Annotated in this window: 25 protein-coding genes; 9 read left to right on the top strand and 16 right to left on the bottom strand. The window is 64.1% G+C overall.

Features of this window, described 5'->3' with window-relative positions; all coding sequences use genetic code 11:
* Positions 1-47: 47 nt before the first annotated feature.
* Together aroE and hemB are read right to left on the bottom strand one after the other, a co-directional pair.
* Positions 48-869, bottom strand: a complete 822-nt coding sequence (aroE, locus tag THIDRDRAFT_RS10645; RefSeq protein WP_007040844.1) for a shikimate dehydrogenase — start codon at positions 867-869, stop codon at positions 48-50.
* Between the two features lie 96 nt (positions 870-965).
* Positions 966-1979 (bottom strand): porphobilinogen synthase, encoded by a 1014-nt coding sequence (hemB, locus tag THIDRDRAFT_RS10640; protein ID WP_007040843.1) that lies wholly within the window; start codon positions 1977-1979, stop codon positions 966-968.
* Between the two features lie 149 nt (positions 1980-2128).
* Here hemB and THIDRDRAFT_RS10635 point away from each other — a divergent pair, with 149 nt between their 5' ends.
* Complete coding sequence (locus THIDRDRAFT_RS10635) at positions 2129-2488, top strand: thioredoxin family protein (protein ID WP_007040842.1); 360 nt, start codon at positions 2129-2131, stop codon at positions 2486-2488.
* Here the strand turns inward: THIDRDRAFT_RS10635 and THIDRDRAFT_RS10630 are convergent.
* Positions 2457-3554: a TIGR00341 family protein gene (locus tag THIDRDRAFT_RS10630; RefSeq protein ID WP_007040841.1), complete on the bottom strand. Its 1098-nt coding sequence runs from the start codon at positions 3552-3554 to the stop codon at positions 2457-2459. The genes THIDRDRAFT_RS10635 and THIDRDRAFT_RS10630 overlap by 32 nt on opposite strands.
* 170 nt (positions 3555-3724) lie before the next feature.
* On the bottom strand, positions 3725-4678 hold the full coding sequence (hemF, locus tag THIDRDRAFT_RS10625; RefSeq protein WP_007040840.1) for an oxygen-dependent coproporphyrinogen oxidase: 954 nt from the start codon (positions 4676-4678) through the stop codon (positions 3725-3727).
* Between the two features lie 197 nt (positions 4679-4875).
* On the opposite strand from hemF, the gene THIDRDRAFT_RS10620 reads away from it, so the two are divergent.
* Together THIDRDRAFT_RS10620 and THIDRDRAFT_RS10615 are read left to right on the top strand one after the other, a co-directional pair.
* Positions 4876-5202 (top strand): hypothetical protein, encoded by a 327-nt coding sequence (locus tag THIDRDRAFT_RS10620; protein ID WP_007040839.1) that lies wholly within the window; start codon positions 4876-4878, stop codon positions 5200-5202.
* A complete protein-coding gene (locus THIDRDRAFT_RS10615; RefSeq protein ID WP_007040838.1) occupies positions 5199-7163 on the top strand; it encodes a hydantoinase/oxoprolinase family protein in 1965 nt (654 codons plus the stop codon). Before THIDRDRAFT_RS10620 ends, THIDRDRAFT_RS10615 begins: the two co-directional genes overlap by 4 nt.
* Before the next feature lie 116 nt (positions 7164-7279).
* On the opposite strand, the gene rpmG is transcribed toward THIDRDRAFT_RS10615, so the two are convergent.
* From rpmG to radC, 3 genes are all read right to left on the bottom strand, one after another.
* On the bottom strand, positions 7280-7447 hold the full coding sequence (gene rpmG, locus THIDRDRAFT_RS10610) for a 50S ribosomal protein L33 (protein ID WP_005222974.1): 168 nt from the start codon (positions 7445-7447) through the stop codon (positions 7280-7282).
* Between the two features lie 15 nt (positions 7448-7462).
* A complete protein-coding gene (rpmB, locus tag THIDRDRAFT_RS10605) occupies positions 7463-7699 on the bottom strand; it encodes a 50S ribosomal protein L28 (RefSeq protein WP_007040837.1) in 237 nt (78 codons plus the stop codon).
* Positions 7700-7805: 106 nt separating this feature from the next.
* Positions 7806-8480 (bottom strand): RadC family protein, encoded by a 675-nt coding sequence (gene radC / locus THIDRDRAFT_RS10600; RefSeq protein WP_007040836.1) that lies wholly within the window; start codon positions 8478-8480, stop codon positions 7806-7808.
* Between the two features lie 194 nt (positions 8481-8674).
* On the opposite strand from radC, the gene coaBC reads away from it, so the two are divergent.
* The 3 genes from coaBC (at position 8675) to argB (ending at position 11339) form a co-directional block, all read left to right on the top strand.
* Positions 8675-9886 (top strand): bifunctional phosphopantothenoylcysteine decarboxylase/phosphopantothenate--cysteine ligase CoaBC, encoded by a 1212-nt coding sequence (gene coaBC / locus THIDRDRAFT_RS10595; RefSeq protein ID WP_007040835.1) that lies wholly within the window; start codon positions 8675-8677, stop codon positions 9884-9886.
* Positions 9870-10328, top strand: coding sequence for a dUTP diphosphatase (dut, locus tag THIDRDRAFT_RS10590; protein ID WP_007040834.1), 459 nt, complete (start codon positions 9870-9872; stop codon positions 10326-10328). Before coaBC ends, dut begins: the two co-directional genes overlap by 17 nt.
* Before the next feature lie 114 nt (positions 10329-10442).
* Complete coding sequence (gene argB / locus THIDRDRAFT_RS10585; RefSeq protein WP_007040833.1) at positions 10443-11339, top strand: acetylglutamate kinase; 897 nt, start codon at positions 10443-10445, stop codon at positions 11337-11339.
* Between the two features lie 71 nt (positions 11340-11410).
* Here the strand turns inward: argB and THIDRDRAFT_RS10580 are convergent, their stop codons facing one another.
* Together THIDRDRAFT_RS10580 and pyrE are read right to left on the bottom strand one after the other, a co-directional pair.
* Positions 11411-12421 carry a DUF4124 domain-containing protein gene (locus THIDRDRAFT_RS10580; protein ID WP_007040832.1) on the bottom strand — a complete coding sequence of 337 codons (1011 nt, stop codon included), beginning with the start codon at positions 12419-12421 and terminating at the stop codon, positions 11411-11413.
* Between the two features lies 1 nt (position 12422).
* The gene (gene pyrE / locus THIDRDRAFT_RS10575) at positions 12423-13064 is read right to left on the bottom strand and encodes an orotate phosphoribosyltransferase (RefSeq protein ID WP_007040831.1); all 642 of its coding nucleotides are present in this window, start codon (positions 13062-13064) and stop codon (positions 12423-12425) included.
* A gap of 203 nt (positions 13065-13267) precedes the next feature.
* On the opposite strand from pyrE, the gene THIDRDRAFT_RS10570 reads away from it, so the two are divergent.
* A complete protein-coding gene (locus THIDRDRAFT_RS10570) occupies positions 13268-13969 on the top strand; it encodes a sulfite exporter TauE/SafE family protein (protein ID WP_007040830.1) in 702 nt (233 codons plus the stop codon).
* 10 nt (positions 13970-13979) lie between these two features.
* Here THIDRDRAFT_RS10570 and THIDRDRAFT_RS10565 read toward each other — a convergent pair whose 3' ends face one another.
* The 7 genes from THIDRDRAFT_RS10565 to THIDRDRAFT_RS10535 form a co-directional block, all read right to left on the bottom strand.
* Complete coding sequence (locus THIDRDRAFT_RS10565) at positions 13980-14270, bottom strand: DUF167 domain-containing protein (protein WP_007040829.1); 291 nt, start codon at positions 14268-14270, stop codon at positions 13980-13982.
* A 10-nt stretch (positions 14271-14280) separates the two neighbouring features.
* Positions 14281-14856: a YggT family protein gene (locus THIDRDRAFT_RS10560; protein ID WP_007040828.1), complete on the bottom strand. Its 576-nt coding sequence runs from the start codon at positions 14854-14856 to the stop codon at positions 14281-14283.
* Entirely contained in the window at positions 14853-15683 is an 831-nt protein-coding gene (proC, locus tag THIDRDRAFT_RS10555; protein WP_007040827.1) for a pyrroline-5-carboxylate reductase, read from the bottom strand. Before proC ends, THIDRDRAFT_RS10560 begins: the two co-directional genes overlap by 4 nt.
* 60 nt (positions 15684-15743) lie before the next feature.
* Positions 15744-16439 carry a YggS family pyridoxal phosphate-dependent enzyme gene (locus THIDRDRAFT_RS10550; protein ID WP_007040826.1) on the bottom strand — a complete coding sequence of 232 codons (696 nt, stop codon included), beginning with the start codon at positions 16437-16439 and terminating at the stop codon, positions 15744-15746.
* A gap of 31 nt (positions 16440-16470) precedes the next feature.
* On the bottom strand, positions 16471-17094 hold the full coding sequence (rdgB, locus tag THIDRDRAFT_RS10545; protein WP_007040825.1) for an RdgB/HAM1 family non-canonical purine NTP pyrophosphatase: 624 nt from the start codon (positions 17092-17094) through the stop codon (positions 16471-16473).
* A 27-nt stretch (positions 17095-17121) separates the two neighbouring features.
* Positions 17122-17844: a ribonuclease PH gene (gene rph, locus THIDRDRAFT_RS10540; protein WP_007040824.1), complete on the bottom strand. Its 723-nt coding sequence runs from the start codon at positions 17842-17844 to the stop codon at positions 17122-17124.
* A 173-nt stretch (positions 17845-18017) separates the two neighbouring features.
* Positions 18018-21089: a type I restriction endonuclease subunit R gene (locus THIDRDRAFT_RS10535; RefSeq protein WP_007040823.1), complete on the bottom strand. Its 3072-nt coding sequence runs from the start codon at positions 21087-21089 to the stop codon at positions 18018-18020.
* 154 nt (positions 21090-21243) lie between these two features.
* Between THIDRDRAFT_RS10535 and THIDRDRAFT_RS10530 the strand changes: the two genes are divergently transcribed.
* Positions 21244-21540 carry a type II toxin-antitoxin system RelE/ParE family toxin gene (locus THIDRDRAFT_RS10530; RefSeq protein WP_007040822.1) on the top strand — a complete coding sequence of 99 codons (297 nt, stop codon included), beginning with the start codon at positions 21244-21246 and terminating at the stop codon, positions 21538-21540.
* A 3-nt stretch (positions 21541-21543) separates the two neighbouring features.
* Positions 21544-21849 carry an addiction module antidote protein gene (locus THIDRDRAFT_RS10525; RefSeq protein ID WP_007040821.1) on the top strand — a complete coding sequence of 102 codons (306 nt, stop codon included), beginning with the start codon at positions 21544-21546 and terminating at the stop codon, positions 21847-21849.
* The last annotated feature ends 38 nt before the right edge of the window (positions 21850-21887 follow it).

Genomic DNA, 21887 nt, shown 5'->3' with positions numbered 1-21887 from the left:
TGGTCGGTGGAATGCTGTCGGCGACGTCCTGGTCCCTGCGCGAAATGCTAACGCGTTTGGCGTAACCCTTTAATGACGTTCGTCGTTTCCGGGCGGATACCACGCCAGAGGAAAAAGGATTCGGCGGCCTGCTCGACCAGCATGCCGAGTCCATCCGGGGTGCGTTTGGCCCCGTGCTCCGCGCCCCAGCGGCAGAAGGCCGTTGGCGTGTCTCCATAGAGCATGTCGTAGGTCCAGCCGCCGGATGCAAGACAGTCGTCCGGGATGGGTGGGACCGCGTTGCTCAGACCGGCGGATGTCGCATTGATGATGAGGTCGAAACGTTCGCCCGCAAGCTGGTCGAGGCCACACCCCTCGACAGGACCGAGTTTGGCGCCGAGTTCGGCCAGTTGGTGGGCTTTGGCGGCCGTGCGATTGGCGATCAGCAGTCGGCCGAGACCGCTTTCGAGCAGCGGCAGCAGCACGCCGCGCGATGCGCCGCCAGCACCGAGCAGCAGCACGGATGTGTCCTTGAAATCAAAGCCATGATTGATGCTCAGATCGCGGATGAGTCCGACTCCGTCGGTGTTGTCGCCGCGAATACCCGAATCGCCGATGCGGATCAGGGTGTTGACGGCTCCGGCGAGTTCCGCGCGCGGGCTGCGCTCGTCGGCCAGATCCCAGGCCTGTTCCTTGAACGGCACCGTGACATTGAGACCGCGTCCGCCTTCGTCGAAGAAGCGTCGGACGTCGGTCGCGAAGTCGTCGAGTGCGCCCAGCAGCCGGCCGTAGTGGATGTCCTGCCCAGTCTGCTCCGCAAAGGCGGCATGAATGGCGGGCGATTTGCTGTGAGCGATGGGATTGCCGATGACGGCGTAACGATCGGGCATCGAGATGCCTCGTTTTTGATTCTGCGGGGGGCGAGAGGCCCGGATCCGGGCCTCTCGATTGGAAGGATGGGCGTTAACGCCCATCCTCGGATGGCGTCATTCGGCCAGCCAGCGGGCGATATCCTTGGAGAAATAGGTCAGGATACCGTCGGCTCCGGCGCGTTTCATGGAGACCATCGCCTCCAGCACCACGGCCTTTTCGTCGAGCCAGCCGTTCATGCTTGCGGCCTTGAGCATGGCGTACTCGCCGCTGACCTGATAGACGAAGGTCGGCGCGCCGAACTGGTCCTTGACCCGGCGCACGATGTCCAGATAGGGCATGCCGGGCTTGACCATCACCATGTCGGCGCCTTCGTCCAGATCCAGCGCGACCTCGTGGATCGCCTCGTTGGAATTGGCTGGGTCCATCTGGTAGGTGTACTTGTTACCCTTGCCCAGATTGCCGGCGGTGCCGAGCGCGTCGCGGAAGGGGCCGTAGTAGCTGGAGGCATACTTGGCCGAATAGGCCATGATGCGGGTGTGGATGTGACCACCGGCCTCGAGCGCGGTGCGCACCGCGCCGATGCGGCCGTCCATCATGTCGGACGGGGCGACGATGTCGACGCCGGCCTCGGCATGGGAGACCGCTTGACGCACCAGGACCTCGACCGTGGGCTCGTTCATCACGTAGCCCTCTTCGTCGATCAGACCGTCCTGACCGTGGGTGGTGAAGGGGTCGAGCGCGACGTCGGTCATGATACCCAGTTCGGGCACGGCATCCTTGAGCGCGCGCACGGCACGCTGTGCGATCCCGTCCGGATTGTAGGCCTCGCGGGCGTCGAGCGATTTGGCCGCTGTTGGCGTGACCGGGAACAGTGCCATCACCGGAATCCCCAGTCGATGAACCTCGCGCGCCTCTTCCACCAGCAGGTCGATGCTCAGGCGCTCGACGCCAGGCATGGACTCGACCGGCTCGCGTTCGCCGGAGCCGTCGAGGACAAAGACTGGATAGATGAGATCGTCCGGGGTCAGTGTGTTTTCGCGCATCATGCGCCGCGAGAAATCGTCTCGGCGCATCCGGCGCATACGGGTGACGGGAAAGGCGGAACGGGGAGTATCAAGGTCAGCCATGGATCTTTACTGCCTCTGGGGCGGGTCCGACGCGTCGGGACCATCCCGGCGCTATAACGCGTTCATCATAGCGCTGGCGCTTCCAGGGCTCCAGTATGCCTGGTCTTTCAGACTACACTCGGGATCTCGACCCTCACAGGATAGCTGTCATGCGGATGCCGTCGTACCCCAACACCTTCGTTTTCGAGACCCATTACGAGCAGTTCCAGGAGCAGGTGGTGGATGCCTCGCGGCAAACGCCGATTCTGGTCGATTTCTGGGCGGATTGGTGCGGCCCCTGTCATGCCTTGTCGCCGCATCTCGAACGCGTGATCGAGGAGCGTGAGGGTGAAATCCGGCTGGCCAAGCTGGAGGTCGACGAGGGTGAGAACATGCGTCTGGCTGGACATTACCGGGTGCGCGGCTTCCCGACCGTCATTCTCTTTCATCTGGGCGAGGAACAGGGGCGCTTCAGCGGCGCTCGCTCGCGCCATCAGATCAACGCCTGGTTGCTGGAGCACCTGGGCTGAGGGCGAACTCGGCCGATGACAGCGTCATCGGGTGCACGATCATCGAGATACCGAGTCTGTCCTGCAGTTGCTTCTCGATATTCGTGGGCATGAGTCTGTCGCGCTCCATGATGATGAGGATGAGCGCCAGCAAGGTCAGTATCCAGACCAATGCGTAGATCACCATGGCGCGTTTCGCCTTCTGCTTCTCCATCCATTTACGCGGGCTGATGCCCTTGACGACGAAGACGAGCTTGCTGGACAGATTCACGCAGACGATGTTGACCGCCAACAGGAGTCCGGCGCCGGTGGCCAAATCGAAACGGCCGTCACCGAGCATGAGTCCCAGTGTCGCTGCGGGCGGGAGTAGGGCCACGGCGACCATGACCCCGACCAGCACGCTCGACAAACCCGTGGTCAGCGAGAGTGCCGCCGCCGCGCCCGAGGCGAGCGCCAGTGCGACCGAGTCCAATCCGGCGGTCGTCCTCGCCAGAACCTCCTGACTCGTCAGTGCGTTCGGCCAGAAATAGGCGAGGATCGCGGACAGCGCGACTGCGGTGAGGATGCCGACCAAGAGTGTCCACACCGCCTTCTTCATGAGCCCGATGTCGCCCAGTGCCGTTCCCAGACTGAGCGCGAGATTCGGACCCAGCAAGGGGGCGATCACCATGGCGCCGATGAGCACGGCGACGTTGTTCTCGATCAGACCGATGGCCGCGACGATGGTCGAGAGGGTGACCAGAATCAGGTAATTCGGCCCGAGGCGGGCACTCTTCTCCATGCCCTCATACAGCGCCTCGCGCGCTGCCGTGGCCGAATCCTCCTGTTTGCGGTGTTCCTCGTTGGGTGGAGGCACGACGGTCTCGACCGCGAGGACCAGGATGCGGGCGGAGGGCTGGGCACCGAGGACGCTCTGCACCAGATCCAGGACGCGTTGGACCTTGTCGTCGCTGACCAGCATGCGCATGGTTTGCATGCCGTCCGTGCCGACCAGCCCGAGCCTGAAGTCCAGCGCCTTGACCTTGGCCGCCGCCTCCGCGATTGTGTCCGCGCTGCCGGCGTTTGCGATCACCTCGACATATTTCATGCCCCATTCCCCCGCCGCTTTTTTGATTCTGATCTAGTGGCGCACGGACGAGGCCTGATCGAGGCGCCTCTAGGAGCGATCGTTCTCGTGCGGTTGAAAACCGATGATGACATGGTCGTCTCCTCTATGGCGAGCCAGCTTGGCTGGACATTGGAATGCCCTTGTTGTGCTCACCCTTGGCGATATCGATCGTCGGCGTCTTGGCCGCACTCCCCAAGCCAGTCCCGAACCACCAGAAAACGCGCGTACAGCTCGGCCTCGGGGGTTCCCGGCTCGGGCTGGTAGTCGTAGCGCCAGCTCACCTCGGGCGGCATGGAGGCGAGGATGGATTCGGTGCGCCCGCCGGACTGAAGCCCGAACAGGGTGCCACGATCTTGGACCAGGTTGAATTCGACATAGCGGCCACGGCGGTATTTCTGGAAGGCCCGTTCGCGGTCGCCGTAGGTCGTGGCCCAGCGGCGCTCGACGATGGGGAGATAACCGCTCAGATAGCGATCGCCGACGCTGCGCATCAGACCGAAGGCATTGTCGAATCCGCCCTGATCGAAGTCGTCGAAAAAGAGCCCACCCACGCCGCGTGGCTCGTTGCGGTGCTTGATGAAGAAATAGTCGTCGCACCAGCGCTTGAGGCGGGGATAGAGATCGTCGCCGAAACCGAGGCAGGCCTCTTGGGCGTTACGATGCCAGTGGATAACGTCCTCCATGAAGCCGTAATAGGGGGTGAGGTCGAATCCGCCGCCGAACCACCAGATGGGCTCGGCACCATCCTTCTCGGCGATGAAGAAGCGCACGTTGAGATGGGACGAGGGCACATAGGGATTCAGCGGGTGCGAGACGAGCGAGACACCCATGGCCTGAAAGCCGCGTCCGGCCAACTCGGGCCGCTGGGCGCTTGCCGAGGCCGGCAGGGCGCTGCCGAAGACGTGCGAGAAATTGACGCAGCATTGCTCGAACACCAGGCCGCCTTCCATGATGCGGGTACGCCCGCCCCCGCCGTTCGGGCGCTCCCAGGCGTCCTGGCGGAAGCCGGCGCCGCCATCGGTTTCGCGCAGAGTCTCGGTAATCCGGTCCTGAAGCTCCAGCAGATACTGTCGGACGGCTTGGATGTCGGGTGCGGATGGCATTGGCGTGTCTCCTCGCGGTGCGGTGAATCGTGCGATGATGGCTGCGAATTCCATGTCGGTATGAATCGCCTCGAATTGATCCCGTTGAATCCATTCAGACGTTGGGGTCGTCTACTCGGCTCCACCCTCACCTGATGCTCCCTGGGAGCGGGCTGGCTCTATTGGTAGGCCCGGGTAAGGGTCAGCGGGATGATCTCATGTTCGCTCAGGGGGATGTGGTGGCCTCCGAGCGGGTGTGGCAGATGGATCTGATGCGCGGAGCCTCACGCGGTTTCGCCCGTCTGGTCGTGAGTCTGATGCTGATCCACCGCAACGTGGCGACACCTTGGGACTGGAGTCAGACCCGGTGTACCCTGTCGCTTGGTCAGTCGGGGCACCGCTTTTCGCCTTATCGGAGCAATCGGCTCCAGGCCTGGCTGGCGGTCGAGACCCATCCCAGGCCCTGGAACGGCACGCGAGCGACGCCGATCGGCGAACTCGATCTGGTTCCGGCGGCACCCACAGACGAGACAGATCGCCCATGACGTTGATTGGCATCGACACCGGCGGGACCTTTACCGACTTCGTGCTCTGGCGCGCGGGCGAGGTCCGTATCCACAAGGTTCTATCCACCCCCGACGCGCCGGAGCGCGCCATCCTTCAGGGCATCTCCGAGCTGGGTCTGGATCCGGCCGGTCTGCGGGTCGTTCATGGCAGCACGGTGGCGACCAATGCGGTACTTGAGGGCAAGGGGGTACGGACGCTTTATGTCACCAATCGCGGATTCAGCGATGTGCTTTCCATCGGTCGTCAGGCACGCGCGGATCTCTACGATCTCCAGCCGCCACCGCGTTGTCCACCGGTTCCGCGCGAACTCTGCGTCGAAACTGGCGGACGGCTAGCGGCCGACGGGCATTGGGTCGAACCACTGACCGAATCGGATCTCGATCATGTTCGCGCCGAGGTCGAGCGGTTGGCGCCCGAGGCGGTCGCCATCAATCTGCTCTTCTCCTATCTGGACGACAGCGCCGAGCGCGCATTGGCCGATGCCCTGCCGGACGATCTATTCGTGTCGCGTTCTTCCGAGGTGTTGCCGCTGATCGGCGAGTACGAGCGTGGCATCACGACCTGGCTCAACGCCTGGGTCGGTCCCATCGTCGCACGCTATCTCGATCGGCTTGGGGCCGGTCTGCCGGGTGCCCGGATCTCGGTGATGCAGAGCAGCGGCGAGGCGGTCGTCGCCGATCAGATCGCCCGCCATGCGGCTCGGCTGCTGCTGTCGGGTCCGGCCGGCGGGCTGGCCGGCGCCGCTTTCGTCGCCGCGAGCGACGGTACCGCGCGTCGTCTGTTGAGCTTCGACATGGGCGGAACTTCGACCGACGTCGCTCTCATCGACGGCGAGCCCAGGCTCACCACCGCCGGTCGTATCGCCGGCTTTCCGGTCGCGCTACCGATGGTGGATATGCATACCATCGGTGCCGGAGGCGGCTCCATCGCGCAGGTGGATGCGGGTGGATTGCTGCTGGTCGGCCCGGAATCGGCGGGCGCCGAGCCGGGTCCAGCCTGCTATGGACGGGGCGGGTCGAGCCCGACCGTGACCGACGCCAATCTGGTCTTGGGCCGCTTGGATCCGGAGGGTTTCCTGGGCGGCCGGATGCGGCTCGACGTCGAGGCGGCACGGTCTGCTGTCGGGCATCTGGCCGGCGAGCTGGGGCTTGGGGTCGAGGAGGCCGCGCTCGGGATTCTGCGTATCGCCAACGAGCACATGGCACGCGCGCTGCGCGTCATCTCGGTTCAGCGTGGACTGGATCCGCGCGACTTCGTGTTGACCTCGTTCGGCGGTGCCGGCGGGCTGCATGTCTGCGCCCTGGCCGAGGCGCTGGGGATGCGCCATGCCCTGGTTCCGGTGCACGCGGGAGTGCTGTCGGCGCTCGGCATGCTCGCGGCCCCGGCCGGCCGGACCCTGACGCGGACCTGGCTCGGGCGTCTGGACGCAATGACCGATGCCGAGATCGAGTCGGCGTTCATGACCTTGATCGATGCCGGACGCGCCGAGCTGGCCGAGGAAGGGGTGTCGCTCGACGGTATGCGTGTCGAGACCTCGCTGGATCTACGCTATCGCGGCCAGTCCCACACCCTCAATCGTCCCTGGAGTTCGGTGGATGCGGCGATCGAGGATTTCCATCGCGCCCACGCCGTGCGCTATGGGCACCGTCTCGAGCTCTCGGTCGAGCTGGTCAATCTGCGCGTGAGGGTGCGGGCCACCGCTCCGCTTTCACGCTTGCCCGAGGCAGGTCACGCAAATCCCGTGGCGCCGAACCGCTGGCTCCAGGTCCATGGTTGCGAGGCACCGGTTCCGGTTCTGGCGCGCGAATCGCTCTCGGGCGATGGCTGTGTCGGGCCGGCGGTCATCACGGACGCGGTTTCGACGACCTGGCTCGCGCCCGGATGGATCGCGCGACGCGATGGCGTCGGCAACCTGATTCTGGAGTTGTTGCCGCGATGAGTGCGGTTGACCGGGGAGAAAGGGGCTGATTTCGAGACACGAAAAAAACCCGCTAGAAGCGGGCTTTTTCGGGCGCCATGTACGCAAGCCGGCCGTTCGGGCCGGGACAGGTCGGCTTACTTGATCTTGCCTTCCTTGTACATGACGTGCTGACGAACGACGGGATCAAATTTTTTGATCTCCATCTTGCCAGGCTGATTGCGCTTGTTCTTGGTCGTGGTATAGAAGTGACCCGTACCGGCGCTGGAGTTGAGGCGGATCTTTTCGCGTGCTGCCTTGGCCATGGGTGGATCCTCCTGTTAGACCTTTTCGCCGCGTGCACGGAGATCGCCGAGCACAGCGTCGATACCATTCTTGTCGATGATGCGCATGCCCTTGGTGGACAGACGCAGCTTGACCCAACGCTTCTCGGCCTCGACCCAGAACCGCTTCTCATGCAGGTTCGGGAGGAAGCGACGCTTGGTCTTGTTGTTCGCGTGCGAGACGTTGTTGCCGGTGAGGGGGCGTTTACCGGTAACCTGACATACCTTGGACATGGCGGGAATCCCTACAAGTCGGCGTGTGTTTCGGTGCATAAAGAAGCGGAATCCTATCACGCTGTCTGAAAGGCGCGCAAGTCCCGGATGCAATTCGATTTCCGGCTCACAGAAGGCCCCGCTCGGCGAAGGAGGTTCCGTCCCCCTCACCGACGATGATGTGGTCGAGCACACGCACGTCCACAAGCGCTAGTGTGTCCTTCAGTCGTTTGGTGATATGCAGGTCGGCTTGGCTGGGCTCGGCGACGCCGGATGGATGGTTGTGGGCGAAGATGACCGCCGCCGCATTGGTGTCCATGACCCGGCGCAGAACCTCGCGCGGATGGACGCTGGCGCCGTCGATGGTGCCTCGGAACAACTCTTCGTAGAGGATCACGCGGTGGCGGTTGTCGAGGAAGAGGCACGCGAAGATCTCGTGGGGCGAGCCGTAGAGCCGCATCTTGAGGTAATCGCGGGTGGCCTCCGGGCTGGTGAGGACATCCTGACCGCTGATGCGGGTCAGTAGATAGCGTCGGCTGAGCTCCAGCACCGCCTGCAACTGGGCGAACTTGGCCTTGCCCAGTCCCTTGCCGTCACAGAAGCGACGTTGATCCGCCGCCAGCAGACCGGGCAGTCCGCCAAAGCTGGCGAGCAGGTCGCGCGCCAAGTCTACCGCGTTCTTCCCAGGAATGCCGGTGCGCAGAAAGATCGCCAGCAGCTCGGCATCCGACAACGCACCCGCGCCGCGTTCCAGGAGTTTCTCGCGTGGTCGCTCGTCCTGCGGCCAGTCCTTGATCGTCATGGGGCCTCCCCTCGCCGCCGATTCTCGGCTCTCTCGTCCCGGTGGTATGTGCCGGAAAGAGCCGATCAGTTACACTCCAATGTCCTGTATTCGCCTGGCATCGCTTTCGCAAAGGCACCGAGTGTTGGTGAGGGCGCGTGTCAGCGCGGCGTCCCTCTCGGTCCATATCCGAGCGCAAGATACACGAATCGCAAATGAACCAGAATAGGATCCGTCGCCTGCTTTTGGGCGTTGGCGGCGGCATTGCCGCCTACAAATCGGTCGATCTCGTCCGGCGTCTCGGTGCCCAAGGTTTCGAGGTGCGGGTGGTCATGACCCCCGCAGCGACCCAGTTCGTGGCGCCACTGACGTTTCAGGCCGTGTCCGGTCATCCAGTACGCATCGAGACCTTCGACTCCGAGGCCGAAGCGGGGATGGATCACATCGCCCTGGCGCGCTGGGCCGATCTGCTGCTCATCGCACCGGCCACAGCGGATCTGATGGCGCGGCTCGCGGTCGGTATGGCGAACGACCTGCTTACGACCCTGGCCCTGGCATGCGAGGCCCCACTGGTGCTCGCGCCGGCCATGAACCAGGCCATGTGGCTCCATCCGGCGACTCAGGACAATCTGCGCCGCCTGGTGGATCGCGGTGCGCGGATCCTGGGGCCCGGCGAGGGCGTGCAGGCCTGCGGCGAGATTGGACCGGGCCGCATGCTGGAGCCGGCCGAGATCGTCTCGGCCCTGAGCCCGCCTGAAGCGTCCTCGCTCAAGGGCGTCCGCGTGCTGCTGACCGCCGGTCCAACCCGCGAGCCGTTGGATCCGGTGCGCTTTCTCGGCAACCGCAGCTCCGGTCGTATGGGCTATGCCCTGGCTGAATCATTGGCCGATTTGGGTGCGCGCGTCGTCCTGGTGAGCGGCCCGACCGCCCTGACGGGGCCGTCTGTCGATGAGTTGGTGCGCGTCGAGACGGCCTTGGAGATGCACGCGGCGGTCATGTCGCGGGTCGTCGACTGCGATCTCTTCGTCGCCACGGCGGCGGTGGCCGACTATCGGCCCGAGCGGGCGGCCGAGGGCAAGATCAAGAAATCCTCCGAGGAGCTGACCCTGCGTCTGGTCCGCAATCCGGATATCCTCTCGGAGGTCGCCGCCTCGACTCCGGCCCCTTTCACCGTCGGTTTCGCGGCCGAGACCGACCGGGTCGCCGACTATGCGCTCGGCAAGCTGCGCGACAAGAGGCTCGACATGATCGCCGCCAATCTGGTTGGGGCCGAGCGCGGTGGATTCGAGCGCGACGAGAATGCGCTCAGCGTCTATTGGTCCGACGGTTCGCGCGATCTGCCGATGATGAACAAGACACGACTCGCCGCCGAACTGGCCGCGCTGATCGCCGAACGCTATCGAGAACGACATGTTGCATCGACTTGAGGTCAAGATCCTCGACCCGCGGCTCGGCCGCGATTTCCCCCTGCCCGCCTATGCGACCGAGGGATCGGCCGGATTGGACCTGCGCGCCATGCTGGATGCGCCCCTAGACCTGGCTCCTGGCGCGACCGAACTGCTGCCGACCGGTATGGCCGTGCACATCGCCGAGCCCGGCGTTGCCGGGATGATTCTGCCCCGCTCGGGTCTGGGGCATCGTCACGGTATCGTTCTGGGCAATCTGGTCGGACTCATCGACTCCGATTATCAGGGCCCGCTCATGGTCTCCTGCTGGAACCGGGGAAAAACGCCGTTTCGGATCGAGGTGGGTGAACGCATTGCCCAGTTCATTCTCGTGCCAGTCCTGAGGGCCGAGCTGGAACTGGTCGAGTCGTTCGAGTCATCGCGACGCGGCGATGGCGGCTTTGGGCATACAGGTCGAGGCTAGGCGATTTCCGTCAATGTTCTGACTACCTGACTGGTCTCGCGGCCTGCCTTCCGCGTTGTACCGACAGTCACATCGCTTGGGAATTTCTAAGGTTTTCCAGAGACACCGAACGCAATGACACTACCTATCGAACGCGCCCAGACCATCGCGCACGTCCTGATCGAAGCCCTGCCCTACATCCAGCGGTTTCAGGGCAAAACCATGGTCATCAAGTACGGCGGCAATGCCATGGTGGACGAATCGCTCAAGCAGGGTTTCGCGCGCGACATCGTGCTCATGAAGCTGGTCGGCATCAATCCGGTCATCGTCCACGGAGGGGGACCACAGATCGGCTCGCTGTTGAAGCGTCTCGGTAAGGCGAGCGAGTTCGTGCAGGGGATGCGGGTGACCGACTCAGAGACCATGGACGTGGTCGAGATGGTCCTAGGCGGCTTGGTCAACAAGGAGATCGTCAACTTCATCAATCGGCACGGCGGTTCCGCCGTGGGGCTGACGGGAAAGGATGGCGATCTGATCCACGCTCGCAAACTCCTGCTGCATCGGGGCGCCCCCGAACTCAAGGCAACGGAGATCGTGGACATCGGGCATGTGGGCGAGGTTCAGAGCATCGATCCCTCGATCATCCACATGCTGGTCAAGAGCAATTTCATCCCGGTCATCGCCCCGATCGGTGTTGGCGAGGACGGTCGTTCCTACAACATCAACGCGGACCTGGTGGCGGGCAAGATCGCCGAGGTGCTTGGGGCCGAGAAGCTGTTGCTCCTGACGAATATCCCCGGTTTGTTGGATGCCGAGGGCAAGCTGATCTCCGAGCTGGAGGTCGGACGCGTTCAACGCCTGATCGAGGACGGGGTGATCAGCGGGGGCATGCTGCCCAAGATTCGCTGCGCGCTGGATGCCATTCAGTCGGGGGTCAAGTCGGCCCACATCATTGATGGCCGGGTCGAGCATGCGGTGATGCTCGACCTCTTCACGGATACGGGTGTTGGCACCCTGATTCGCGCCCGCTAGTGCACATGGCGAGCCGCATCTTTCGCGACCGATGCGGTTCGTTCCTCACCACATCCTACGAGGAAACCGTCTCAGTTTTGGGTGACTGCCGCCTGGAATCCCTCCTCCACCGCGTTTGCTGAGGTGTCCACGCAAGTCAGACTTCCTGTCTGTTTGTTCTTGCACTGAAGGTCGAGATAGAGATGCACGGGTCGGTCGGCCGCCGCTTGGGTCCAGGTCAGGGTGAAGGTTTGCTCTTCCTTGTCGTCCTCTTGGATGGCGATCAATAGACCAGGACCGAGGATTTCGGTCTTGGCCTCCGAGTGCTTACGAACGTAGGTCATGGCCTGTTCCCAATAGCGGCTGCATTCCGCCATGCCCGTGCAGGTCACTAAATTTTGGACATCGACAAGTGTCTCGCCTTCCGTGGATTCGGTCGGTACCGGCAGACGCCGCAGCTTCAGATAATGTCTCAAGATGCCGCGAAACTCCTGGCGGATGGCGTCCTTCTGATGCTCCAAGTCGATGATCGCCGCATAGTTCGCGCGGATCTTGGATTCGGTCTGGGCGATGTCGTTTTCAAGTTCGGGTGGCAGCGGCTTGCCCGACTGAAGCGCCTTTTTCTTCCGCGTCTCCAGCTTCAGGCGCCGTTCCTGATTGGATCGGATCAGGTCTCGTTTGACCTGAATCAGCGCATTGACCCCGGCGAGCTTGCCGTCTCGGGTCAGCTCCACCTCTTCGGCCGTGCGATAGCGGCTCAGCAATCGGGCGTCGGCCTCCTTGCGGGCGGCGGCGCGGCGTTCCTCTTCCTGTCTTAAGCGCTCAGCTTCCTTGGCCTTTTGCAGTTCGGCTTCGGTGGGTGCGGGGGCAACCTCCTCGGTGTGCACGCCCTGCTCTGAGAGTTTGGTATGCCCTTGCTTGCTCTCGGCGGCCGGGACCGAATCCGTGTAATGCACTGCGCCGTTGTCGTCGACCCAGCGGTACAGTGAGCCTTGCGCCAATGCGAGTCCCGACCAGCAGAGCGCGCCGAGCGTTGGGATCAGCCAGAGCCCGCGTGGTGACCTCGCGAGCGGAGTGGGAGTTCGAATCGGTCCAAGTCGCATATCACACCCCATAGAGTCGACGATAATCGCGCATAGCCTCCAGACGGGCCGTGTCGTCCGGCGATGCTTCCAGGTAGCTGATGAGATCGGCCAGTGTCAGGATGCTCAGCACCGGGATGTCGAAGGTCTTGCGAACCTCCTCGACGGCCGAACAGGCATCCTGACCGCGCTCCTGACGGTCGAGCGCGATGACCACGCCCGCAGGTGTGGCACCGGCCGAGCGGATGATCTCGACCGATTCTCGCACCGATGTGCCGGCGGTGATGACGTCGTCGATGATAAGGATGCGCCCGGCCAGTGGAGTGCCGACGATGGTGCCACCCTCTCCGTGGTCCTTCGCCTCCTTGCGATTGAAGGCATAGGGCGTCTCGTGTTCATGCTCGGTTGCGAGGTTCAGGCTGGTGGCGGCGGCGAGTGGAATGCCCTTGTAGGCGGGGCCGTAGAGCACGTCGAACGCCAGGCCGGACTGCGCGATGCAATGGGCATAGGCACGTGCTAGCCGGGCCAGGCGCAGACCCGTGTTGAAGAGCCCCGCGTTGAAGAAGTAGGGGCTGCGTCGTCCGGATTTGAGCGTGAAGTCGCCGAATTTCAGTGCGCCGATCTCGGTGGCGAAATTCAGAAAGTCACGTTGGTATTCAAGCATCCTGTGTCTGTCCTGCGCTGAATAAGTGGGGTTATCAGGGGAAAAGCTACCAGCTTAGTGTGGGCTGCTTTCCGGCTCGCGGCTGATCACTGAGCTGATCGGGCAGACGAGCGCGAAGCGTTCGTCTCTCTTCTGCTGGTAGCCGGAGGCTGGCAGCTAGACACTTCACTCAAATGATACGCCTTTCACCAAGGAGGTCTGCCGTGCCGTTCTCATCTCCCGTCGAAGTGTACCTCACTGCCTTTGTGGTCGGGCTGCTGGGCGGCGTCCATTGTCTGGCGATGTGCGGAGGCGTGGCGGGCTCGATCACCCTCGGACTGGACGCGCGGCTTCGTCGTCATCCGCTCCAGATGCTGCCCTATCAGCTCGTCTACAACCTGGGGCGGATTCTCGGCTACGGGGTCGTTGGGGCGCTCTTCGGTGGGCTGGGAGCCCTGCTGCTTCAGCTCGACGTCCTGCAAATCGGGCAGCGCCTGCTCTACGGCTTCGCCGGTCTCATGATGGTGCTACTGGGTCTCTATCTCGGCGGCTGGTGGCGTCTGCTGGAGGTGGCCGAGCGCTTTGGAGGGCGCATTTGGCTTCGTCTGGAGCCGTTCGCGCGTCCACTGCTGCCGGTGCGAACCCTGCCTCAGGCGCTGGCGGTCGGCTTCGTCTGGGCCTGGATTCCCTGCGGGTTGGTCTACAGCGTGCTGATGACGGCGATGGCGACGGGCGGCGCGCTCGATGGGGCTGGCGTCATGCTGGCCTTCGGGCTCGGGACATTGCCCAATCTGATGGGGATCGCCTTGCTCGCCGGTGCCGCTGCTCGGATCGCCGAGCGTGTTTGGGTCCGTCAGGCTGCGGGTCTGCTCGTGATCGGATTCGGCATCCATGCACTCTGGGATCTGGCTTCGGGATGGTTCTGAGGCCAGGGCTTCAGGCGGGGTCGATCGGGATGGGGAAGCTCTTGGGCTCCTGGATCCGCAGCCGTTTGTAGCGTGCGTGCTCCCCTCCGATGATCTCGATGCGCGAGGGCGCTACGCCGAAGGACTTGGCGACGAAGCGACGCAGCGCGTCGTTGCCCTTGCCATCCACCGGGGGGGCCTTGATGCGGACCCGATAGTGCTCGCCGCCTGGGTCGGGTCCGTCGAAGGTGTCCTTTGGCGCGCGCGGCTGGACCCTCAGAGAGAGTTCCAGGTCCGCGCCGTTCCAGCGATACCAGCCCACGTCCGCTCGCTCAGAAGGGGCTCGCCACCAACCAGCGCAGCGGCGGGATCAGCAGCATGTTGAGCAGCACTAGTCCGACCATCACCAGCATGGGTGAAAGGTCGATGCCACCGATGGGTTGGATCAGACGCTGCGCCGGGCGCATCACCGGGTCGGTAATGCGTTCCAAAAGCGCTACTGCCGGGTTGTAGGGATCGGGATTGACCCAGCTCAGGATGACCCGGATCAGCACGGCGAACAGGAAGATATTGATGAACAGCTCGACCACGTTCGGGATGGCCCAACCGAAGGCGCCGAACGGTGAGCGGTCGAGTCCCAGGAGCAGTGTCAGCAGACCCAGCTCAATGGCGGTCAGCAGCCACACGAGCACCAGTGCGGAGAGATCCAGCCCGCCATAGCCGGGAATGATCCGGCGCAGCGGACGCAGCACCGGCGAGGTGATCTTGACCACGAACTGCGAGATGGGGTTGTAGAAATCCGCCCGCACCCATTGCAGCAGGAAACGCATGGCGACGACGGCGGTATAGAGCCCGAACAGCGTCTGGACGAGAAAGACGACCGGGTTGAGCAGGTAGGTGTTCGTCATGTGTCCTCCGACAGGGTTCGAGAGAGTTCGATGGCGCGATCGCGGGCCGCAGTCGCGGCCTTGGCGACCAGGGTGTGCAGATCGGCCTCGTTGAAGACGGACAGGGCGCGCTCTGTCGTGCCTCCGGGCGAGGTGACCTGCTCGCGCAGCCTGGACGGGGGATCATTGCTTTCCATCGCCATTTTGGCTGCACCTAGGGCCGTTTGGATGGTGAGCAGACGGGCGGTCTCGGCATCCAATCCAAGCGAGACACCGGCCTCTTCCATCGCCTCCATGAACAGGAAAAAATAGGCCGGGCCGCTGCCCGAGATGGCGGTGACGGCGTCGATCTTGAATTCTTCGCTGACCCAGCGCACCAGACCGGCCGCACGCATGATGGTTTCGGCACGGTTGCGACCTTCCGCATCGACTTCGGGACTGGCATGCAGCCCGATGGCGCCGGTCTGGACCATTGCCGGCGTGTTGGGCATGGCGCGCACGATCGGCAGCTCGGTGCCGAACCAGCGCTGCATGGCCGATTCGGGCACGCCGGCCATGATCGACAGCACCAGGGGACGCGAGTCGGCCAGAACAGGTGCGATATCGGCGCAGACCTTTGCGGCCATCTGTGGCTTGATGCAGAGCACCAGCGTTTCGGCTGCGTCGAGCGCCTCGCGGTTGTCGGCAAAGGTGCGGATCCCGAACCTGGCCTGGAGCCGGTTGCGTTGCTCTGGATTGGGATCGGATACTTGGATGGACTGCGGCGCGTAGCCGTCGGCGATCAGGCCGGCGATCAGGCTGGTGGCCATGTTGCCACCACCGATGAAGGCGATCCTGGCTGTGGACATCTCTACCCCGGATAGCTGATATGGCGAAGACCGGCACCGCACCCATGCGGCGCCGAGGCCTCAATTATACGGACGTGGGCCGAACACTGCCGTGCCAATGCGGACATGGGTCGCGCCCTCCAGCACGGCGGCCTCCAGGTCGTCCGACATGCCCATCGAAAGACACTCCAGTCTGCGGTCTGCCGTGGTCAGCGCGTCACGAAGTGCGCGCAGCGCGCGGAAGGGGATGCGCTGCGCGTCCTCGTCGTCGCTGGGTGCCGGCAGTGTCATGAGTCCGCGCACCCGCAAGCGCGGCAGCGAGTCGCAGACTGCGAGCAGCTCGGATGCTTGCTCTGCCGCGATGCCGGACTTGCTGTCCTCTCCGCTCAGATTGATCTGGAGACAGACATCGAGCGGAGGGGCCTCGGGTGGGCGCTGGTCGTTGAGTCGGCGGGCGTGGTCCGGATCGGAAAGGCCGTGGACCCAGTCGAAATGGCTCGCGATCTGGCGCGTCTTGTTCGACTGGATGCGGCCGATGAAATGCCATTCGATGTCGAGGTCGGACAGCTCCGTGATCTTATCGAGCGCCTCCTGCAGATAGCTCTCGCCGAAGACCCGCTGGCCGGCCCGATAGGCGGCGCGGATGGCCTCGGCCGGCTGCTTCTTGCTCACAGCGATGAGTGCGACGCTGTCGGGTGCGCGGCCGGCGCGCTCGCAGGCGGCCCGGAGCCGATCCTGGACCTGGCCGAGTCTGGTTGGGATATCGTCGATCGTCATTGGATGTCGGTTGCTGGTTTGCTGTCTTGCTTCAATCGGCCGCCGGGGCGCCTTCGAGGATCCGCTGCAGCGCGCGCAGCGCCTGGCCGCGATGGCTGAGCCGGTTTTTGGTCTCCGGATCCAGCTCGGCCGAGCTGCAGCCGTGGGTCGGAACGAAGAAGACGGGATCGTAGCCGAACCCGTTCTCGCCCCGGGGCGCGGTCAGGATGCGGCCCTCCCAGGTACCCTGGCAGATGATTGGGGTTGGATCCTCGGCATGGCGGAGATAGACCAGCAGACACTGGAAGCGTGCGCTGCGTTCCTCCTCGGGACGGCCTTCGAGGTCCTTCAAGAGTTTCAGGAGATTCTCTTGGTCCGAAGCGCCGGCTCCGGCATAGCGGGCCGAATAGATCCCGGGAGCGCCCTTGAGTGCGTCCACCTCGATCCCCGAGTCGTCGGCGATGGCCGGCAGGCCGCTGTGACGCGCGGCGTTGCGTGCCTTGAGGATCGCGTTTTCGACGAAGGTGAGTCCGGTCTCCTCGACTTCGGGGACGCCGTGCTCGCCCTGTGGCTGGATGCGGATGCGCGCCTCGGCCAGCAGCTGACCGATCTCGCGGACCTTGCCGGCATTGTTGCTGGCCAGGACGACGGTTTCGTCCCGATGGGATTGGCTCATGCGGTCACTCCTCGCTGGCGGCCGGGATCAGGACGGGAGACCGAGTGCGGCCAGCTGTGCCGTCTGGATCTCGCGGATGCCGGCGGCGCCGATCTCGAGCAGCGCGTCCAGTTCGGCGCGGCTGAAGGGCTGGCCCTCGGCGGTACCCTGGACCTCGATGAATCGCCCCTCGCCGTCCATGACCAGATTCATGTCGGTCTCGGCCGAGCTGTCCTCGGCATAATCCAGATCCAGCACGGGCGTGCCCTCGAAGATGCCGACCGAGACGGCGGCAATCTGGGCCTGGATGGGATCGGCCGCGAGCTCGCCCTTGGCGCGCAACTGGTCGATGGCATCGCGCAACGCGACCCAGGCACCGGTGATGGAGGCGGTGCGGGTACCGCCGTCGGCCTGGAGTACGTCGCAATCGAGGGTGATGGTGCGCTCGCCGAGTGCGCTCAGATCGACCGCAGCGCGCAGCGCGCGACCGATAAGACGCTGGATCTCCAGCGTGCGTCCACCCTGCTTGCCCCTGGCCGCCTCGCGGTGCATGCGTTCGCCGGTCGCGCGCGGCAGCATGCCGTACTCGGCGGTGATCCAGCCCTTGCCCCGTCCCTTCAGGAAAGGCGGAACCCGGGCCTCGATGCTGGCGGTGCAGAGCACCCGGGTGTCGCCGAACTCGACCAGCACCGAACCCTCCGCATGGCGGGTGAAGCCACGGGTGAAGCGGAGCTGGCGCAACTGATCGGGGCGGCGTTGAGAGGGTCTCATGAGGCTGGTGTCTCCTGTAGCGGTCTGTCGTGCGAATGTCGAATCGCCCCACCATTCTGCGGTGGAATCGGGCTGAGAGTGCGTGAGCCGCTCGAAGCGGCAAGGTGCCGCCGTAAACTATCACCCCCACGCGACTTCTGCGAATCGCGTCGTGGAGCGGAACGGCGTATCGGTCAATGTACGTCGTCGTTCTCCCGCACGCGGCGGAAGATCTCGTGTGCCAGGTGCTCATGCGCTGCCGAACGGAACTCGGCATCCGTCATCACTCGAGAGAAGATCTCCTCGTTGCCCTCCATACGCGCGATGAACAGCTCGTCCAGCATCCGATCCAGATAGGCGGCGAAGTTGCTGAAGTTGTTGGCGCGAGCTGCTTCGACGATATCCTCGTCGATTTCCGCCGAGACGCGAATCTGGTCGAAGAACAACTGGTCGGCCTCGGTGAAGTCGGTGCCGAAACGCTCGTTGAGGCGCTCGATCAGGCTTGACAGGGCGACCGCCTCGTCTCTGACGCCGCCGGTACCCACATCCGTTGGCCCCTTTAGCGGATACGGCTCGCCCTGCGAGAGGTCGATGGAGCCTTCGGTCATCTGCTGAAGCCGGAAGAACCGCAGCGCCACCTCGTCGTCCAGCACGAAGCCCTGGCCATCGCCGGGCGGCGGGAGCTTGGCCAACAGGTTGCGCACGAAGGCGTAGAGGCGTTCGAGGTCGCTGTCCTGGTAGGGGATGATCTGCGACAGGAAGGCATAGAGGTTCCGATAGGCCGTCAACTGGCCGCGAAACTCCTCGCGCGCCTCTTCGTCATGCTCCTGGAAGCGTTCCACGACCGCGTCGAGCACGGCATTCATCAGCCTGTGATCCTTCGCCGAGTGGTCGCGCTTGGCGCGGTACCAGACCTCGGCGAAGGCATCGACGTCCGTCGGCGTGAAGATCGCCCACTCCAGCAGCCGGTGTTGCAGCTCCGAGAGGCGATGCGGGTCGGCGTTCTCGCCCACGGGTGTCGTCTCATAGTAGGGCTTGAACGCCTGGTAGATGTCGTCCTCCTCGTTGGCGAAGTCGAGCACGAAGGTGCGCGACTTGCCTGGCGCAGTGCGGTTGAGGCGCGAGAGGGTCTGGACCGCCTGCACGCCGGCGAGGCGCTTCACCACATACATGGTCTGCAACAGGGGCTGATCGAAGCCGGTCTGATACTTGTCGGCGACCAGCAGCACCCGGTAGTCGTCGCGCTCGAAGGTCTCCGGCAGTTCACTTTCGGCCAGTCCGTCGTTCATCGCCACCTCGGTGTAGGACGAACCGGGGTCGTCCGGATCCTCGACCGCGCCCGAGAAGGCTACCAGCGAGCGAATGCCGCCGTAGCCTTGCTCCTCGATGTAGCGGTCGAAGGCGCGCTTGTACCTCACGGCGGCGAGGCGGGAGCCCGTCACCACCATGGCCTTGGCCCGGCCGCCGAGCTCGTGCATCACGGTGAGCCGGAAGTGCTCGACGATGACGGAAACGACCTGCTCGATATTGACTGGGTGTAGTTCCAAGTAGCGCGCGAGGGCCTTCGCGGCCTTTTTGCGCGGCACATCGGGGTCGTCCTCGATCTGTTTGATCAGGCCGAAGAAGCGCTTGTAGGTGGTGTAGTTCTGGAGCACATCCAGGATGAAACCCTCCTCGATGGCCTGCCGCATGGAGTACAGGTGAAAGGGGGCGGCGCCGGATGGACCTGGCTCGTTGAACAGGGCCTTGGTCTTGAATTTCGGCGTGGCCGTGAAGGCGAAGAAGCTCAGGTTCGGCTGCCGGGCGCGTCGCAGCGCATCGCGCAGCACGGCGGCCCTGGCCTCCTCGGACAGCGCCTCGTCCTCCTCCCCCGAGAGCTGGGCGGCGATCGCCGCCTCGATTCCGTCCTGGTTCAGCATGCCCTTGAGCGCCGTCGCGGTCTCGCCGCTCTGGGACGAGTGCGCCTCGTCGACGATGACGGCGAAGCGCCTGCCCGCCGTGTCGATCGTCACGCCGCCGCCGTTCTTTTCCAGCGTCGAGAGCGCCTGAGAGATGAAGGGGAATTTCTGGATGGTGGTGATGACGATGGGCGTGCCCTGGGACAGGGCGCGGGCGAGCTGCTGGGTGTCCTCGTCGATCTTCTCGACCACGCCGGTCTTGTGCTCGAACTGATGGATGGTCGCCTGCAGCTGCTGATCGAGTACTCGCCGGTCGGTGACCACGATGACGGAGTGGAACACCTTCTCGTCCTGCGCATCGTGCAGGCTCGCCAGACGGTGCGCGAGCCAGGCGATGGAGTTCGACTTGCCCGATCCGGCCGAGTGCTGGATCAGATAGTTCCGGCCCGCGCCATGGGATTGGGCGTGCGCGACCAGCCGGCGGACCGCGTCGAGCTGGTGATAACGCGGAAAGATCATGGTCTCCTTTCGCAGGGTGCGCACGCCATTGTCGGTCTTGACCGGTTTCTCCTTGACCTCCAGGTGCATGAAGCGCTGCAGGATCTCCAGCAGGCTGTCGGCCCGCAGCACCTCGTCCCAGAGATAATGGGTTTTCCAGTTTCCCTCCACCGGCGGGTTCCCGGCGCCCTGATCGTGCCCCCGGTTGAAGGGCAGGAAACGGGTCTCCTTGCCAGCGAGCCGGGTCGTCATCCAGACCTCGTCCGGGTCCACGGCGAAGTGGACCAGGGCGCGCTTCTTGAAGGCGAACAGGAGATCCCGCTCGTCCCGCTCCTGCGCGTACTGGTGGATCGCATCGGTGGCGCGCTGTCCGGTCAACGGGTTCTTGAGCTCGGCGGTGACGACCGGGATGCCGTTGACGGCGAGGGTCAAGTCGATGACGCAGCGCTTGTGACCTCCGCCGGTTTTTTTCATGACCGAGGCGAAGCCGACCTGGCGCGTGATGGTCAGGCGATTCCTGGCGTATTGCTCTGCCGCCTCGGGATTCATGCGGGTATTCGGCCGGAAGTAGGCCATGCGGAAGGTCTTGCCGTAGCACTTGAAACCGTGGCGCAGGACGTGCAGCGTGCCCTTGAGCTCCAGTTCCTTGGCCAGATTGTCCAGTACGGTCGAGGTCGTCTTGGGTCCGAGCAGCGCCTCCAGCGCCGCCCATTTGGCCGGCTGGCTGTCCTGCAGAAAGCCGGTGACATCCTCGGGGAAGAGGGCCAGCGATTCCTCGTAGTCCGTCGGCGCGCGTTTCTCGTAACCGCCCGCGCTGGTCAGGCCGGCCTCGATGGCGATTTCGAAATCGCGTTCCCTGTGTCCGGACATACCGACTCCCTCGAAGTCTGCTCTGCGATTGGTGTGCTCCGGTCGATTATAGGGTAGCTCCGTGGGAGCCCAATCTTGTCCTCGATCGGCCGCGTAATCCTCTCCGATGCGGGACTCTTGCGGTTTCTGTAATCGACCGATTACATTTGCCCCCATGTTCACGATCAAGCAAACCCCGGAATTCGCCGCCTGGCTATCTGGAATCAAAGACGGCATGACTCGGCGACGTCTGGCGACCCGATTACGCAAAGCGTCCCTTGGCAATCTCGGCGACGTGAAGTCGGTCGGGGGCGGCGTCTTCGAGATGCGCGAATTCTTCGGTCCTGGCTGGCGCATGTATTACGTGCCCCGGGGAGAGGTGCTGATCCTGATGCTGGGCGGCGGGGACAAGTCGACCCAGCAGGCCGATATCGCCAAGGCCATCGCCTTGGCTTCCATCTTGGAGGACTGATTCATGACCGAGAAGATCCGCATCGCCGATCTGCCCGAGTTCGACATGACCGAGCATCTGGAGGACGACCAGGCCATCGCCGAGTATCTGACCATCGTGCTGGAGGAGGATGAGCCCGCGTTGCTCGCGGCCGCCATCGGCGACATCGCCCGCGCGCGCGGCATGACCGAGATCGCCAAGGCGAGCGGGATCGCGCGTGAGGCGCTCTACAAGGCGCTGCGCGCGGATGCGAAGCCGCGTTTCGATACCATCAACCGGGTGTGTCACGCCCTAGGCGTGAAGCTGGTCGCGCAGCCGATCGATGGGTGATGGTTGCGCCGGGCATCCATGCTCGCCTTGGTTTGATG

Origin of the sequence: Thiorhodococcus drewsii AZ1 (assembly GCF_000224065.1) — a bacterium.
GTDB lineage: Bacteria > Pseudomonadota > Gammaproteobacteria > Chromatiales > Chromatiaceae > Imhoffiella > Imhoffiella drewsii.
The sequence above is the reverse complement of the archived record's forward strand: the minus strand, read 5'-3'. Positions and strand labels throughout refer to the sequence as shown.

Excerpts from the sequence above, each read along its gene's own strand:
- aroE (WP_007040844.1), bottom strand. The coding sequence starts at position 869 with ATGCCCGATCGTTACGCCGTCATCGGCAATCCCATCGCTCACAGCAAA.
- hemB (WP_007040843.1), bottom strand. The coding sequence starts at position 1,979 with ATGGCTGACCTTGATACTCCCCGTTCCGCCTTTCCCGTCACCCGTATG.
- THIDRDRAFT_RS10635 (WP_007040842.1), top strand. The coding sequence starts at position 2,129 with ATGCGGATGCCGTCGTACCCCAACACCTTCGTTTTCGAGACCCATTAC.
- THIDRDRAFT_RS10630 (WP_007040841.1), bottom strand. The coding sequence starts at position 3,554 with ATGAAATATGTCGAGGTGATCGCAAACGCCGGCAGCGCGGACACAATC.
- hemF (WP_007040840.1), bottom strand. The coding sequence starts at position 4,678 with ATGCCATCCGCACCCGACATCCAAGCCGTCCGACAGTATCTGCTGGAG.
- THIDRDRAFT_RS10620 (WP_007040839.1), top strand. The coding sequence starts at position 4,876 with ATGTTCGCTCAGGGGGATGTGGTGGCCTCCGAGCGGGTGTGGCAGATG.
- THIDRDRAFT_RS10615 (WP_007040838.1), top strand. The coding sequence starts at position 5,199 with ATGACGTTGATTGGCATCGACACCGGCGGGACCTTTACCGACTTCGTG.
- rpmG (WP_005222974.1), bottom strand. The coding sequence starts at position 7,447 with ATGGCCAAGGCAGCACGCGAAAAGATCCGCCTCAACTCCAGCGCCGGT.
- rpmB (WP_007040837.1), bottom strand. The coding sequence starts at position 7,699 with ATGTCCAAGGTATGTCAGGTTACCGGTAAACGCCCCCTCACCGGCAAC.
- radC (WP_007040836.1), bottom strand. The coding sequence starts at position 8,480 with ATGACGATCAAGGACTGGCCGCAGGACGAGCGACCACGCGAGAAACTC.
- coaBC (WP_007040835.1), top strand. The coding sequence starts at position 8,675 with ATGAACCAGAATAGGATCCGTCGCCTGCTTTTGGGCGTTGGCGGCGGC.
- dut (WP_007040834.1), top strand. The coding sequence starts at position 9,870 with ATGTTGCATCGACTTGAGGTCAAGATCCTCGACCCGCGGCTCGGCCGC.
- argB (WP_007040833.1), top strand. The coding sequence starts at position 10,443 with ATGACACTACCTATCGAACGCGCCCAGACCATCGCGCACGTCCTGATC.
- THIDRDRAFT_RS10580 (WP_007040832.1), bottom strand. The coding sequence starts at position 12,421 with ATGCGACTTGGACCGATTCGAACTCCCACTCCGCTCGCGAGGTCACCA.
- pyrE (WP_007040831.1), bottom strand. The coding sequence starts at position 13,064 with ATGCTTGAATACCAACGTGACTTTCTGAATTTCGCCACCGAGATCGGC.
- THIDRDRAFT_RS10560 (WP_007040828.1), bottom strand. The coding sequence starts at position 14,856 with ATGACGAACACCTACCTGCTCAACCCGGTCGTCTTTCTCGTCCAGACG.
- proC (WP_007040827.1), bottom strand. The coding sequence starts at position 15,683 with ATGTCCACAGCCAGGATCGCCTTCATCGGTGGTGGCAACATGGCCACC.
- THIDRDRAFT_RS10550 (WP_007040826.1), bottom strand. The coding sequence starts at position 16,439 with ATGACGATCGACGATATCCCAACCAGACTCGGCCAGGTCCAGGATCGG.
- rdgB (WP_007040825.1), bottom strand. The coding sequence starts at position 17,094 with ATGAGCCAATCCCATCGGGACGAAACCGTCGTCCTGGCCAGCAACAAT.
- rph (WP_007040824.1), bottom strand. The coding sequence starts at position 17,844 with ATGAGACCCTCTCAACGCCGCCCCGATCAGTTGCGCCAGCTCCGCTTC.
- THIDRDRAFT_RS10535 (WP_007040823.1), bottom strand. The coding sequence starts at position 21,089 with ATGTCCGGACACAGGGAACGCGATTTCGAAATCGCCATCGAGGCCGGC.
- THIDRDRAFT_RS10530 (WP_007040822.1), top strand. The coding sequence starts at position 21,244 with ATGTTCACGATCAAGCAAACCCCGGAATTCGCCGCCTGGCTATCTGGA.
- THIDRDRAFT_RS10525 (WP_007040821.1), top strand. The coding sequence starts at position 21,544 with ATGACCGAGAAGATCCGCATCGCCGATCTGCCCGAGTTCGACATGACC.